The sequence below is a fragment of the Bradyrhizobium sp. LeoA1Lang genome (assembly GCF_055413685.1).
Map to the genome: position 1 here is coordinate 76,849 of NZ_JBVAPG010000008.1, position 14,223 is coordinate 91,071.

15 protein-coding genes are annotated in these 14,223 nt (G+C 62.6%); 14 read left to right on the top strand and 1 reads right to left on the bottom strand.

Annotated elements, in window-relative coordinates; genetic code table 11:
* Positions 1–7: 7 nt before the first annotated feature.
* The 8 genes from ACZYOF_RS05020 to ACZYOF_RS05055 all read left to right on the top strand — a co-directional run bounded on the left by ACZYOF_RS05020 (position 8) and on the right by ACZYOF_RS05055 (position 8,115).
* The gene (locus ACZYOF_RS05020) at positions 8–1,006 is read left to right on the top strand and encodes an acetamidase/formamidase family protein (protein ID WP_282526800.1); all 999 of its coding nucleotides are present in this window, start codon (positions 8–10) and stop codon (positions 1,004–1,006) included.
* A gap of 33 nt (positions 1,007–1,039) precedes the next feature.
* On the top strand, positions 1,040–2,278 hold the full coding sequence (locus ACZYOF_RS05025) for an urea ABC transporter substrate-binding protein (protein WP_463715011.1): 1,239 nt from the start codon (positions 1,040–1,042) through the stop codon (positions 2,276–2,278).
* Positions 2,279–2,360: 82 nt separating this feature from the next.
* Entirely contained in the window at positions 2,361–3,227 is an 867-nt protein-coding gene (locus ACZYOF_RS05030) for an ABC transporter permease subunit (RefSeq protein WP_463715012.1), read from the top strand.
* Between the two features lie 11 nt (positions 3,228–3,238).
* Positions 3,239–4,312 (top strand): branched-chain amino acid ABC transporter permease, encoded by a 1,074-nt coding sequence (locus ACZYOF_RS05035; protein ID WP_463715013.1) that lies wholly within the window; start codon positions 3,239–3,241, stop codon positions 4,310–4,312.
* Position 4,313: 1 nt separating this feature from the next.
* Positions 4,314–5,033 carry an ATP-binding cassette domain-containing protein gene (locus ACZYOF_RS05040; protein WP_463715014.1) on the top strand — a complete coding sequence of 240 codons (720 nt, stop codon included), beginning with the start codon at positions 4,314–4,316 and terminating at the stop codon, positions 5,031–5,033.
* Positions 5,023–5,733, top strand: a complete 711-nt coding sequence (locus ACZYOF_RS05045) for an ABC transporter ATP-binding protein (protein ID WP_282526805.1) — start codon at positions 5,023–5,025, stop codon at positions 5,731–5,733. The genes ACZYOF_RS05040 and ACZYOF_RS05045 overlap by 11 nt, the downstream gene beginning before the upstream one ends.
* An 82-nt stretch (positions 5,734–5,815) precedes the next feature.
* Entirely contained in the window at positions 5,816–6,577 is a 762-nt protein-coding gene (locus ACZYOF_RS05050; RefSeq protein ID WP_282526806.1) for an SDR family NAD(P)-dependent oxidoreductase, read from the top strand.
* 134 nt (positions 6,578–6,711) lie between these two features.
* Complete coding sequence (locus tag ACZYOF_RS05055; protein WP_463715015.1) at positions 6,712–8,115, top strand: amidase; 1,404 nt, start codon at positions 6,712–6,714, stop codon at positions 8,113–8,115.
* A 17-nt stretch (positions 8,116–8,132) separates the two neighbouring features.
* On the opposite strand, the gene ACZYOF_RS05060 is transcribed toward ACZYOF_RS05055, so the two are convergent.
* Positions 8,133–8,288 (bottom strand): hypothetical protein, encoded by a 156-nt coding sequence (locus tag ACZYOF_RS05060; protein WP_463715016.1) that lies wholly within the window; start codon positions 8,286–8,288, stop codon positions 8,133–8,135.
* Between the two features lie 242 nt (positions 8,289–8,530).
* On the opposite strand from ACZYOF_RS05060, the gene ACZYOF_RS05065 reads away from it, so the two are divergent.
* The 6 genes from ACZYOF_RS05065 (at position 8,531) to ACZYOF_RS05090 (ending at position 14,110) form a co-directional block, all read left to right on the top strand.
* Positions 8,531–9,100, top strand: coding sequence for a cytochrome c oxidase subunit 3 family protein (locus ACZYOF_RS05065; RefSeq protein WP_463715017.1), 570 nt, complete (start codon positions 8,531–8,533; stop codon positions 9,098–9,100).
* Entirely contained in the window at positions 9,101–9,367 is a 267-nt protein-coding gene (locus ACZYOF_RS05070; protein WP_463715018.1) for a cytochrome C oxidase subunit IV family protein, read from the top strand.
* Between the two features lie 105 nt (positions 9,368–9,472).
* The gene (locus tag ACZYOF_RS05075) at positions 9,473–9,925 is read left to right on the top strand and encodes a c-type cytochrome (protein ID WP_027578878.1); all 453 of its coding nucleotides are present in this window, start codon (positions 9,473–9,475) and stop codon (positions 9,923–9,925) included.
* Between the two features lie 40 nt (positions 9,926–9,965).
* Positions 9,966–11,312 carry a cbb3-type cytochrome c oxidase subunit I gene (locus ACZYOF_RS05080; protein ID WP_463715019.1) on the top strand — a complete coding sequence of 449 codons (1,347 nt, stop codon included), beginning with the start codon at positions 9,966–9,968 and terminating at the stop codon, positions 11,310–11,312.
* Positions 11,313–11,373: 61 nt separating this feature from the next.
* Positions 11,374–12,186: an AAA family ATPase gene (locus tag ACZYOF_RS05085; protein ID WP_463715020.1), complete on the top strand. Its 813-nt coding sequence runs from the start codon at positions 11,374–11,376 to the stop codon at positions 12,184–12,186.
* Positions 12,187–12,196: 10 nt separating this feature from the next.
* Positions 12,197–14,110 (top strand): nitric oxide reductase activation protein NorD, encoded by a 1,914-nt coding sequence (locus ACZYOF_RS05090; RefSeq protein WP_463715021.1) that lies wholly within the window; start codon positions 12,197–12,199, stop codon positions 14,108–14,110.
* The last annotated feature ends 113 nt before the right edge of the window (positions 14,111–14,223 follow it).

A 14,223-nucleotide genomic window follows, 5' to 3' on the forward strand; every position in this document is an offset into this window, starting at 1 on the left:
CGTTCGCATGAAAGCAGAAGACTGGTTGCAGAGTTCCATCATGTCGAAGCGCGCCGTCGCCAAGGGGGCAGCCGGCATGAAGCGCAGCCTGACGATCGAGCAGCAGGGGGCCTTCCACTACGTCTACGGACCTTATGCGAAGCCGACGCTGTCGATCGATCCGGGAGAGATCGTTGTCGTCGAGACCGAGGACGCCTTTGGCGGCGTACTCACGAGCGAGAGCGACAGTCCCACAGCGAAACTGAACTTTCCGTATCTCAACCCGCAATGTGGACCGATTGCGGTCAAGGGCGCCAAGAAGGGCGATTGTCTCGCCGTCTATATCCACGACGTCGAGACGCGCGGCGAGCAGCCCGCCGGAACGACCTGTATCATCCCCGAGTTCGGCGGCCTTGTTGGGACGAGCTCGACGGCGATGCTCAATCCGCCGCTGCCTGAGCGCGTCCGCAAGCTGCATGTCGACAGGAACGGCGTTCGCTGGAACGACAAGATCACGCTGCCCTACGAGCCGTTCATCGGCACGATTGGTGTGTCGCCCGAGATCGAGGCGATCTCCTCGCTGCAGCCGGACTATCACGGTGGCAACATGGACCTGCCCGATGTCGCGCCCGGAGCCATTCTCTATTTGCCCGTGCATGCCGAGGGTGGGCTTCTTTACGTCGGCGACTGCCACGCAACACAGGGCGATGGCGAACTCTCCGGTGTCGCGCTCGAGCAGCGTGCGACGGTCACGCTACAGATCGATCTGATCAAGAACTGGAGCTTTGCCTGGCCGCGCCTGGAGACACGCGACTTCATCATGACGATCGGCAGCGCACGCCCGCTCGAGGATGCGGCCCGCATCGCCTATCGCGAACTCACGCGATGGATGAGCGCCGACTACGGCTTTGACGAGATCGATGCGTACATGCTGCTCAGCCAGGCCGGGCGCATGCGGCTCGGCAACATGGTCGACCCGAAATACACGATGGGTGCATCGATCCTGAAAACCTACCTCAAGGCGTGAACCTCAGCGGCTTTTCAACAAGGGGACATTTCAATGAATTCCGGACATCTGCTCAGGACTGCCTTTCTTGGCGTCGTGCTGGGGACGGCGGCGTTCGGCGCCGCGCAGGCAGCCGAGCCGCCATTGAAGGTCGGTCTGCTCGAAGACGTCTCCGGCGATCTGGCGTTCATGGGCATGCCGAAACTGCACGGCTCGCAGCTTGCGGTCGAGGAGATCAACAAGAGTGGCGGCATCCTCGGGCGGCAGATCGAGCTCATCCATCTCGACCCGCAGGGCGATAACGCCCGCTATCAGGAGTTTGCGCGACGGCTGCTCAGCCGCGACAAGGTCGACGTGCTGATCGGAGGCATCACGTCCGCTTCGCGCGAGGCCGTTCGGCCGATCATCGATCGGACGACCACGCCGTACTTCTACACCAACCAGTACGAAGGCGGCGTGGGCGACGCCAGCATGATCAGCATGGGGGCGGTACCCGAGCAGCAGTTCTCGACGCTGATCCCCTGGATGGTCGAGAAGTTCGGCAAGAAGGTCTACGTCATCGCCGCCGACTACAATTTCGGACAGATTTCGGCGGAGTGGAACCGCAAGATCATGAAGGATCTTGGCGGCGAGGTCGTCGGAGAGGAATTCATCCCGCTCGGCGTTTCACAGTTCGCGCAGACGATCCAGAACATCCAGAAAGCGAAACCGGATTGGCTTCTGACGATCAATGTCGGCGCCGCCCAGGACTCGTTCTTCGAGCAGGCCGCCGCGGCGAAGCTCAACCTGCCGATGGGCTCGTCGATCAAGGTCATGCTCGGCTTCGAGCATAAGCGGTTCAAGCCGCCGGCGCTCAACAACATGCATGCGACCGCGAACTGGTTCGAGGAGATCGATACGCCCGAAGCCAACGACTTCAAGAAGCGCTGGCATGCGAAGTTCCCCGACGAGCTCTACATCAACGACATGGGCTACAATGCCTATAACGCGCTCTACATGTACAAGACGTTGGTCGAGAAGGCGAAATCGACCAAGCTCGAGGACATGCGCAAGGTGATCGCGACCGGCGATGCCTGCATCGATGCGCCCGAAGGCAAGGTCTGCATCGACCGGAAGAGTCAGCACACGTCCCATCGCATGCGTCTGATCTCTGTCGGTCCCCAACATGAAGTGACCGTCGAGAAGGACTACGGAACCATCAAGCCGTATTGGCTTGGTGACATCGGCTGCGATCTCACCAAGAAAAATGACAAGGACCAGTACACGCCGAGCCATTTGCCCAACAAGTCGTGACGCCACTCATCGGATCATGACTTCGGACTGCGCGGGCGCCGCATCGCTGCGGCGTCCATGATGAAGGAGCAGGAGACCGATGATGTCGGCTGAACTTTTCTCGGTATTCTACCAATTCGCCGACGTCTTTGCGTTTCTGATCCTCTCGGCCGCAGGCCTCGCCATCGTGTTCGGCATGATGGGCGTCATCAACATGGCGCATGGCGAGTTCATCATGTGCGGCGCCTATGTGACGGTCGGGCTTGTGAAGCTCGGTGTACCGCTTGCCCTAGCTCAGGTGCTTGCCGCGGTGACGGCTGGATTGATCGGGGTTGTCGTCGAATACCTCATTGTTCGTCGGCTATACAAAAGACCGCTGGATTCCCTGCTCGCCACCTGGGGGCTCAGCCTGATCGTCACGCAATCGATGCTCCTGATCGTGGGATCATCGATCACGGGGATTGGCACGCCGGAGGGCAGCTTTGCGATCGGCGGCTACACATTCTCGACCTATCGCCTGGTGCTGTTCGCGTGTGCAGTCGCCGTGCTGATCGGTCTCTACGTGATCTTCATGAAGACGCGGTTCGGCGTGATGGCGCGCGCGACCATGCAGAATGCCGCGATGGCAAAGGCGTTGGGTGCGCGCACGGGGCGGATCTACGCAATCAGTTTCGGCATCGGCGCCGGGCTCGCAGGTCTTTGTGGCGCGCTTTACGCGCCGACGATGACGTTGATTCCGACGATGGGTGCGACATTCGTGGTGGAGAGTTTTGTCACCGTCGTGGTCGGCGGGGCAAATGTCCTGCTTGGTACCGCGCCGGCCGCGGTGTTCCTGGCGATGATTCGAATGGCCCTGAATGCAAGCTATGGGCAGATCATCGGCCAGATCGGCATGTTGTTTGCAGTGATCCTGATCATCCGTGTCTTGCCCGAAGGCCTTTCCAGCGTGCTGGTCCGTCGCGGGCGCTAAGCGGGGGTGTGATGTTCAAACTGCTTGATGGTCCGCAGACCTTGGGACGTGGACGGACGTTCTGGTCCTGCTTTCTCGCCGTGCTGGCCGCCGCGCTGATCTATCCGGTCTTTGCGGACTCCTACGATGTCGGCAACTTCTCCTACTTCCTGATTTGGGTTTTCATGGCGCTCGGCCTCTGCCTGATGTGGGGCTATGGCGGCATGCTGTCGTTCGGCCAGACGTTCTTCTTCGGCATCTCCGGTTATGCTTATGGCGTGCTGGCCATCAACATGGGCGGAGGTTCGACGACGATCGCGGCGCTCGTACTGTCGGTCATCATCGCGATGATCGCGGCGGGGATCCTCGGTTACTTCATGATCTGGGGCGGCATCAACGGCATCTTCTTCGGTATCGTGACGCTGTCGGCGACGCTGGTGCTGGCGTTCTTCCTCGGACAGACGGCCGGACCGGAATGGCACATCGGCACTGCGCGACTGAACGGCTTCAACGGCATGAAGGGCATGGATCCGCTCACCGTCGGCGATTTCTACATCGAGGGGTCCGCCCTCTACTATGTCATGGTCGCGCTCATCGTGATCGTCTACATCGCGCTGCGCATGCTGGTGAACTCGCGCATCGGCAACGTGATCGTTGCGACGCGCGAGAACCCGCAGCGCGCCGAGATGCTCGGCTACGACGTCCGCAAGTATCAATTGCTCACGTTCATCATCGGAAGCGGGCTCGCGGGCCTCAGCGGCGCGCTGTATACGTCGTGGGGGCAATTCATCACCCCGTCGAGCATCGGGCTGCCGGCCGCCGCGATGCCGATCGTATGGGTGGCTTTCTCCGGGCGAAGCGATCTGACAGCGACGCTGGTTGGCTCGTTCCTGCTGCTGTTCGGGTTCCAGACCATCACCGTCTATAGCCAGCAGGCCGCGCTCGTGCTGATGGGTACGCTGCTGCTCGCCACCGTGATGTTGGCGCCGCAGGGTTTTGTGCTCGGTGTTGGCAAGCTTGTGGTTGACCGATGGACTAGGCGCCGGCGGCGTGACGCGAATTCCACTCTGGCGGACGCCGGCTGCCTGCAATCGGACGAGGCCTGACATGGCGCTTGTCGATGTGAAGGGCGTGACCAAACGCTTTGGCGGATTGACGGCCGTCTCCGACGTCGATCTGACTGTCAATGTCGGGGAGGTTCATTGCCTGATCGGCCCCAACGGGGCCGGCAAGAGCACGCTGTTCAAGCTGATCGTCGGCCTCTATCCGCCGACCAAAGGCAATATATTCTTCGACTCCATCGATATCACCGAAGAGCGGCCCTTTGCGCGTGTGCAGCGGGGCATGAGCATCAAGATGCAGGCGCCGAGCGTGTTCAAGGAGCTGCCGGTCCGGCAGAATATCCAGATCGCCCTGCAGGGGCGTTTCTCGGGCGCGGAGCGCGACGTCGAGGAGGAGCGGCTGCTTACGCTGCTCGATCTGGCGTCGGAGAGCAGCAAATTGGCCGGAGCACTTTCGCATGGCCAGCAGCAATGGCTCGAGATCGGCATGGCGCTGGCGCTGCAGCCGCAGCTATTGCTGCTGGACGAGCCGACGGCCGGCATGTCGCCGGAGGAGACGTTCGAGACCGGCGAACTCATCAAGTCGTTCAATGCAGAGGGCATGACGGTGCTCGTCGTCGAGCACGATATGGCGTTTGTGCGCCAGATTGCGCAACGCGTGACTGTGCTGCATCTTGGCAAGATCTTTGCGCGAGGCAGTCTGGAGACCATCATTCAGGACGAGAAGGTCGCCGAAATCTACCTTGGGAAGACGCATGCCCACTGATCGGATTCTGGAGGTATCGGAACTCTGGGCGGGCTACGGCGCCACGCCGATCCTGCAGGGCGTGAGCATGTCGGTATCCCGCGGCGAGATCGTCGGCGTGATCGGCCGGAACGGCGTCGGCAAGTCGACGCTGATGCGATGCCTGATCGGGCTTCTGGAGACGTGGCGCGGCACGATCACTTTCTTGGACCAGGATGTAACCCAGTTGCAGGCGGACGCCCGGGCGCGCGCCGGCTTCGGCTACATCCCGCAGGGACGGGATGTGTTTCCACAGATGAGCGTCGAGGAAAACCTGCAGGTCGGCGAGCTGATTGGCGGACCGGAGGGCAAGAAGCTGCCGGAGCTCGTCTACGAGTATTTTCCGCGATTGAAGGAACGACGGCGGCAGGTTGCCGGCACCATGTCGGGAGGCGAGCAACAGCAACTCGCGATCGGCCGGGCTCTGATCGGAAACCCGACCTTGATGATCCTCGATGAGCCGTCCGAGGGCATTCAGCCGTCGATCGTGCAGCACATTTGCGATGCGCTGAAATCGTTCCGGGCTGAGCTGGGCACGACGATCGTTTTCGTCGAGCAGAACCTCGACACGATCCTGGAGATCGCCGAGCGATGCTACATCATGGAAAAAGGCAAGATCACGCGATCACTGATCGGCGGGGACGTCAACGCCGACAATGTCCGCGGGCAACTGTTGTTGTGAGGCTGATCCGCCGTTTTTGAGAACGCGTCTTGTTCATCAGCGTGCCATTTGAAGTCAAAAATGACCAGGGAGGGAGACGAACATGGACTTAGGACTCAAAGGAGCCAACGTTCTCGTCACGGGCAGCACCAAGGGCATCGGCAGGGCGATCGCCGAGACCTTCGCCACTGAGGGCGCCAATGTCGGAATTTGCGCGCGCAATCAGGCGGACGTGGACAGCACCGTCGCCGCCCTCAAGGCAAAGGGCGTCGCGGCGTTTGGCGGTTCGGTCGATGTATCCAATGGTGCGGCGCTCAAGGCCTGGGTGAGCGATATGGCATCGAAGCTCGGCGGCGTCGATGTCGTCGTCGCCAATGTCAGCGCCCTCTCGATAGGGCAGGACGAGGAAAGCTGGGAGAAGGAATTCTCCACCGACATGATGGGAACGGTCCGCCTGGTGAACGCCGCGATGCCATATCTGGAAAAGAGCGGCGCTCCTGCGATCGTGACGATCGCCAGCGTGTCGGGACGCGAGGTCGACTTTGCGAGCGGCCCCTACGGCACCTTCAAGGCGGCGATCATCCACTATACGCAGGGCCTGGCCTACCAGCTCGCCGCGAAGGGCATACGGGCCAACTCCGTGTCTCCGGGCAACACCTATTTCGAGGGCGGTGTCTGGAACATGATCAAGGACAGCAATCCCGAACTGTACAAGACCGCGCTGGCGCTCAATCCGACGGGACGGATGGGCACGCCGCAGGAGATGGCGAATGCCGTCGTGTTTCTTGCGAGCCGGGCCGCCAGCTTCATCACGGGAACGAACCTTGTCGTGGACGGTGCCTTGACGCGAGGCGTCCAGTTCTAGAGCATTTTCGGTTCTGATTGAATCAGAACCGAAGCTCTAGATTCTTGTTTTGACGCGTTTTCTTCACGCGAACCGGTATCCACTTCGCTCGAAAACGCTCTAAGGCGCATTCCCGATGGCAACAGGAACTCGATATGTCCGCGGATCAACTGCACTACAAGTCCATAACTGAACTGTCCGAACTGTTTCGCCGTAAGGAGCTGCGGCCTTCGGAGGTCACCGAAGCAACGTTGAACCGTATCGACAAGCTCGATGGAGGCTTGCACGGATATGCCATCGTCCTCGCGGAACGGGCCATGGCGCAGGCAAGGAAGCATGACAGCGAGATCGTCAAGGGCATTTGGCGCGGCCCCCTTCATGGCGTTCCGATCGGTCTGAAGGATCTGTGCTACACGACATTCGCACCGACGGCGGGCGGCACGAAGATTCATGCGAACTTCGTGCCGTCGTTCAATGCGACCATCGTTGATCGGCTCGAGCGCGCCGGCGCGGTCACGCTCGGAAAGCTCAAGATGACGGAAGGCGCCTATACCAGCCATCATCCTGATGATCAGGCCCCGCTCAATCCCTGGAATGCGGATTATTGGGTCGGCTCTTCGTCGACTGGATCGGGCGTCGCCACCTCCGCCGGTCTCTGCTACGGATCGATCGGAAGCGACACGGGCGGTTCGATCAGGTTTCCATCGGCGACCTGCGGGCTGACCGGAATCAAGCCGACATGGGGCCGGGTGAGCCGCTATGGCATTTTCCCGCTGGCGGACTCGCTCGATCATATCGGGCCGATGTGCCGAAGTGCTGTGGACGCTGCAGCGATGCTGGGCGTCATCGCAGGCGCGGATGCCAATGACCCGACGGCTCTGCAGGCTCCCGTTCCGAATTATCTGGCTCGGATTGGCGATGGCGTACGCGGCCTCAGGATTGGGGTGGATCGCAAATACACGCAGGAAGGAATCGACTCGCAGATTGTGGCGGCCTTGCTCGAAGCGGAGCGCACGCTGGTGGAGCTCGGTGCCGAAATCCGTGAGGTTCGATTTCCCTCCTACGAGAAACTCGTCAGCCTGTGGATCCCGATGTGCTCGGTCGAGACGGCTGAAGCTCACCTCAAGACTTATCCGTCGCGCAAGTCGGAATACGGTCCGGACCTTGCGCAGTTGATCGAGCAGGGCAGGTCGGTGAGCGGTATCGAAATCGCCGCCATTCATCATGAGCGCCTCAAGTTCTGCGGCAGCCTCGCAGCATTGTTTGGGGATATCGACCTTTTGCTCATTCCGACGATGCCGGTGCCGATTCCGACGCTTGCGAAGATGAGTGAATATGGCGCTGATCCGAATGTGTTGTTGAGCATCCTGCGCTTCACCGCGGTGTTCGACTTCAGCGGAAGTCCGACCATTACGCTCCCCATGGGGGTTGCGTCAGATCGGATGCCGTTGAGCATGCAACTGGTCGGCCCGCATCTATCTGAGGCTGTGCTTGCTCGCGCAGCTCACGCGTTCCAGTCGACGACGGACTGGCATACCCTGCGGCCGCCGATTGGATGACCCTGGCCGGGACCGGCCTATTGCGTGAAGAAGAGCACGGCGGCGATGGCGGCCGACAGCGCAATCGCCGCGATCGTCGCGGTGGTCGACAGGACGCCCATCGCTCGCAGCGCGCCGGCGAAGATCATGATCAGAGGCGTCGCGGTGACGAGGCCGACCTGCGCGTCGCTCATGGTTCCAACTCCGATTCGTAGATATCTTTGTTTGAGCATGATCTCCGCGCAAACGCTTCGCGTTTGTCGCGAGGGAAAACCGGTTTCCACTTTTCCGGATCATGCTCTGACGCCGTCCGCCTTAGCGCGACCGTGCTGACCCGGACCCTACGCGGCGGGCTGCCCCCGTCTTTGTCCCGCAACAAAGATCGCCGCTGTCATCCCCGATAGCGATCCCAGCGACGACCCCGCCCGGAGGATCCATGTCGGCTCAAGATTGCGAAATGCAGGAAAGCGGCCTGCTGGCTGAACTCCCCGGCGACCCCATGATCTGGGTCCTGATCTTCAGCGAATTCGCCGTCTTTGGTCTGCTGCTGGGCGCGTTCGCGGTCGCCCGCGCCGTCAACCCCGCCGTCTTCGCCTCCGGCCAGGCCGTCCTGGATCCCGGCCTCGCGGCCCTCAACACCTTGGTGCTGGTGACCAGCGGGTGGGCCGCGGCACGTGGAGCCGCGGCCGCTCGCGCGCGTGCAGCGGCGGCCTGCCGTCGCTGGCTGGGGCTTGCGATCGCGCTCGGATGCGCGTTCGTCGCGATCAAGCTTCTCGAATACGATAGCGAAATCGCGACCGGTGCCGGACTGGAGACCAGCACGTTCTTCACGCTGTACTTCCTCCTGACCGGCTTCCATCTGCTGCATGTCGTGCTCGGCATGGTGATACTGGCGGTGGTTCAGCGCGGTGCGGAACCTGGCGCGGTCGAGACCGGAACGTCGTTCTGGCACATGGTCGACCTGGTCTGGATCCTGATGTTTCCGATCATCTACCTGGTGCGCTGAATGATGGCCCGTCATCCGCTCGAAACGACCCTGATCCTCCTGATCGGCCTCGCGATCGCGACGCTGATCGCTTCCCGCAGCGTGCCAGTTGCATGGTTGAGCAATGTCGTCGTGCTCGGGCTCGCGGCGCTGAAGGGGCGATGGATCCTGCTCGACTTCCTCGGACTTCGCGCGGTGCCGGCGATCTGGCGCGGACTGGTCAGCGCCTGGGTGCTCGGCGTGGCATCGTTCGCCTTGGCTGCCTCCGTCGCCAGACTGCTGATCTGAGGCGGCGAATGCGACGCTGGTTGCTCCAGCACAAAGAACCGATGGGGCTGCTACGTAGATTGGCGCGGCGCTCGCACTATCAACAAGAACGGGAAAGGATAGGTGATGGCTGAACGCCTCACGAAAACGGCTGCCCGGAACGTCTTCTACGGGGGATCCGCCTTCTTCTTTGCGATCTTTCTCGGCCTGACGGCCCACAGCCACTACTACATGGTGAACACCTCGACGAACGCCTCGACGCTGACGGATTCGGTCGCGCGCGGCAAACATGTCTGGGAAAAGAACTCCTGCATCAACTGCCACACGCTGCTGGGCGAAGGCGCCTATTTCGCGCCGGAAGTCGGCAATGTCTGGGATCGCTGGGGCGGCAAGGAAGACCCGGCCGCTGCAAGGGACATCCTGAAGTCGTGGATGCAGGCGCAGCCGTCCGGCGCGCCGGGCCGGCGACAGATGCCGCAATTCAACCTGACCGACCAGGAACTCAACGATCTCGCCGACTTCCTGCAATGGACCAGCACCATCAAGCGCCAGGACTGGCCGCCCAACAAGGCCGGATGAGCACCGCATCCCGACAGCCCTTCAACAAGAGAGCTTTTCGATGAAATACCAGACCCAGAAAGTCGCGATGCTGTATTTCTACGGCGCGCTGACGCTTTTCCTCGCCCAGGTTATCTTTGGCCTGCTCGCCGGCACGATCTACGTCCTGCCGAATACGCTTTCGGTCCTCCTGCCCTTCAATATTGTCAGGATGATACACACCAACGCCCTGATCGTGTGGTCGCTGATCGGCTTCATGGGCGCGACCTACTACCTGTTGCCGGAGGAGACCGAGACCGAGCTTTTCAGTCCGCTGCTCGCCAAGATCCAGTTCTGGATGTTCTTCGGCGCGGCGGGCGCCGCGGTCGTCGGCTATCTCTTCCACTATCATGAGGGACGTGAATTCCTCGAGCAGCCCTTCATCATCAAGGTCGGCATCGTCGTCGTCTGCCTGATGTTCCTGTTCAACGTGACGATGACCGCGTTGAAGGGGCGCAAGACCACGGTCACGAACATCCTGCTGTTCGGCCTGTGGGGCGTCGCGATCTTCTTCCTGTTCGCGTTCTACAATCCGGCGAACCTCGCGGTCGACAAGATGTACTGGTGGTACATCGTGCATCTGTGGGTCGAGGGCGTCTGGGAGCTGATCATGGCCTCCGTGCTCGCCTTCCTGATGATCAAGCTCAACGGCATCGATCGCGAGGTGGTCGAGAAGTGGCTCTACGTCATCATCGGCCTGGCGCTGTTCTCGGGCATCCTCGGCACCGGCCACCACTTCTACTGGATCGGCGCGCCGGGATACTGGCAGTGGATCGGCTCGCTGTTCTCGACGCTCGAGGTCGCGCCCTTCTTCACCATGGTGATCTTCACCGTGCAGATGACCTGGAAGGCCGGACGCAAGCATCCGAACCGTGCGGCGCTGTTGTGGTCAGTCGGTTGCTCCGTGATGGCGTTCCTCGGCGCTGGCGTGTGGGGCTTCCTGCACACCCTGTCCTCGGTCAACTATTACACGCACGGCACCCAAGTGACCGCTGCGCACGGGCACCTGGCGTTCTTCGGTGCCTATGTGATGCTGAACCTCGCGGTGATGGCTTACGCGATCCCGGAGATCCGCGGACGCGCGCCCTACAACCAGTGGCTCAGCATGGCAAGCTTCTGGATCATGTGCACGGCGATGCTGACGATGACCTTCGCGCTCACCTTCGCCGGCATCATCCAGGTCCATCTGCAGCGCGTGCTCGGCCAGGGTTACATGGAAGTGCAGGACCAGCTCGCAATGTTCTACTGGGTCCGTCTCGGCTCCGGTGTGTTCGTCGCGATCTCTGCGCTGATGTTCGTCTGGGCCGTGCTGGTGCCCGGACGTGAGAAGCGGTCCTTCGCCGGCGGAGCGCTGCAGCCCGCCGAGTAGAGCAACGCGGCGGCCGCGCACGTCGCGGCCGCCATTCCCCTGGATGTCCCGGAGAACCATCATGAAATCCGTCCTTCAGGCTGTAGCAGGCCCCGCTTCTGAGGTCCCGGCCTATGTGCCGAGTGGAAACGAGTGCGCGCTGTTCGAGCACGCGTGGCGTCACCGCCTGCCGGTGCTGCTGAAAGGCCCAACGGGCTGCGGCAAGACCCGCTTCGTGGCTCACATGGCCGCACGCCTCGGCATCCCCTTGCATACCATCGCCTGTCACGACGACCTCACCGCCGCCGATCTCACCGGCCGCTATCTGCTCGAGGGTGGCGACACGGTCTGGACGGACGGTCCCCTGACCCGGGCGGTGCGCGAAGGCGGCATCTGCTATCTCGACGAGGTGGTGGAAGCCCGCAAGGACGTGACGGTCGTGCTGCATCCGCTGACCGACGACCGCCGGCTCCTGCCGCTCGAGCGGACCGGCGAGGAGCTCGTCGCACCGCCGGGGTTCATGCTGGTCGTGTCCTACAATCCCGGCTACCAGAGCCTGTTGAAGGCATTGAAGCCTTCGACGCGGCAACGCTTCGTTGCCATCGAGTTCGACTTTCTGCCGCCGGAGCAGGAGATCGCCGTCGTGTCGGCGGAAAGCGGGCTTCCACCGGATCGCGTGCGCCCGCTGGTCCAGCTCGCTGGCCGTCTGCGCGCGCTGAAGGGACATGACCTGGAGGAGGGCGTCTCGACGCGCCTCATCGTCTACTGCGCCACCCTCGTCGCGGCCGGTGTTTCCGTCACCGAGGCCGTCCTCGCCGGCATGATCGAGCCGCTGACTGACGATGGCGACGTCAAGGCCGCGCTGGTGGAGGTCACACGGGCCGTGATTGGATAGGTGAGCGCCGATGCTGGATTTTCTCGAGCTGGAGGAGACCGTCGGCCGTGCGTGGCATCGCCTGGTCGGCGCGACTGCGTCCTATCCGGTTCACGCTGATCACGCCGTCGCACTCTCGGAGATGCAGGGACAGATCGCCGTCATGTTCCGCGCGCTCGGCGGCGAGGCTGGCGTCGCGCTCGCCGGCGCAGGCGCGCGCAAATCCGGACACCGGCTCGCCTGGAGGCAGCGAATTGGCCTCGGCGACGAATCCCTTGCCCATCCTGGACGGGACGCGGCAACCGTGTTCCTGCCCGAGCGCATCGCCCTGTTTCCGGATCGCACCCTGAACGCGGCTCTCTATCGTTGGCTCGCTGCGTGGTTTGCGACCGTGCCGCTGGAGGCGATAGATGAAACCGATCCGCTCCGACGCGATCTCCTCATCCTGCGTCGCGCCCGTGCCACGGCCGCCATGGTCGCCACTCGATTTCCCGGACTCGCAGACTCCTACACACGACTGGCTGCGGCAGTGGCATCCGCTCGGCCGCAGCGGCCATTGCCTCGCGTGGAGCGCGAGGTCGAACAGATCGTGCTCGCACTGCTTGGCGCTGCGGCACCTCCGCAAGGGAAGCTGTGGTTTTCGCTGATCGGCGAGAACGCGCTGCCGGAACGGGCGCCGCCCGGATATCGCCCGGTGCTGCCGTGTCCGTTGTGGGGCGATTGCTGGACCCGCGACGTCGGGCAGGTATCTCAGGATCTGGACGACGCCTCGCACGACGCCCAGGCGGACGCGCCGGACTCGCGAAAGCGCTTTGCGACCCGCGAGCGGGAGAACGGAGCCGACAAGAGAGATCCGTTCATCCTCAACCGGTTCGAGAAGATCCTGGCGATGGCGGAGATGGTGAACGTCGACCGTCCCTCCGACGATACCGAAGACGAAAACGCGCCCAAGGCGGCCGACGATCTGGAGGAATTGTCGATCGGGAGGCGCAGCGGAAAGCCTGCGACGAAGCTGAAGTTCGATCTCGACCTGCCGCCGGAAGCGGTCGACCCCTCGCGGCTCGACGGCGAACGGCTGTATCCGGAATGGGATTACCGCAGTCGCAGCTACATGCAGGACCACTGCCGTGTGTTGACGGCGCATGCGAGCGAGACCGGCGAAAGCTGGGCGGCGGACCAGGCCACGCGCCGCCGCATCCGCCAGGTGCGGCGCCAGTTCGAGGCGCTGCGGCCCCGCCACGAGCTCGCGCGGGCACAGCCCGACGGGCACGACCTCGACATCGATGCGCTGGTCCGCGCGCGTTGCGACCTCCGTGCCGGCAGCGGCCCCCTCGATCGCGTTCACCTCGCGATGCGGCCGCAAGGCCACGATCTGGCGGTGACGCTGCTCGTCGACGTGTCGCTCTCGACCGACGCCTGGGTCGACGGGTACCGCGTGCTGGACGTGGAGAAGGAGGCGTTGCTTGTCCTGGCTCACGGACTGTCGGCTTGCGGCGATCACCACAGCATCCTGACCTTCACCTCGCGCCGGCGCTTATGGGTGCGGCTCGAAACCGTCAAGGCGTTCGGAGAGCCGATGAGTGCGCAGGTCGAGCGGCGCATCGGGGCGCTCAAGCCCGGCTACTACACCCGCATCGGGGCAGCGGTGCGCCACGCCGCGTCCGAACTTGCGGCGCAGCCGCAGCGGAAGAAACTGCTGATCGTTCTCACCGACGGCAAGCCGAACGACGTCGACCACTATGAAGGACGCTTCGCCATCGAAGACACCCGTAAGGCCGTGCAAGAGGCGCGTCGGCTAGGCGCCGCAGTCTTTGGTGTGACGATCGATGCAACAGCCCAGAGCTACTTTCCGACGCTGTTCGGGCGCAGCGGCTATGCGATCGTCGGCAACATCCGACGCCTGCCGGCCGCCTTGCCGGCGCTCTACCGGCAGCTCACGCAGTAGCCAGATTCTGGTGGGCGGTTCCCTTCGCGGCCCATCCTTCGAGACGCCCGCCTTTGGCGGGCTCCTCAGGATGAGGTCTGATTTCGCGGCGGAATCTTAGACCCTCATGGTGA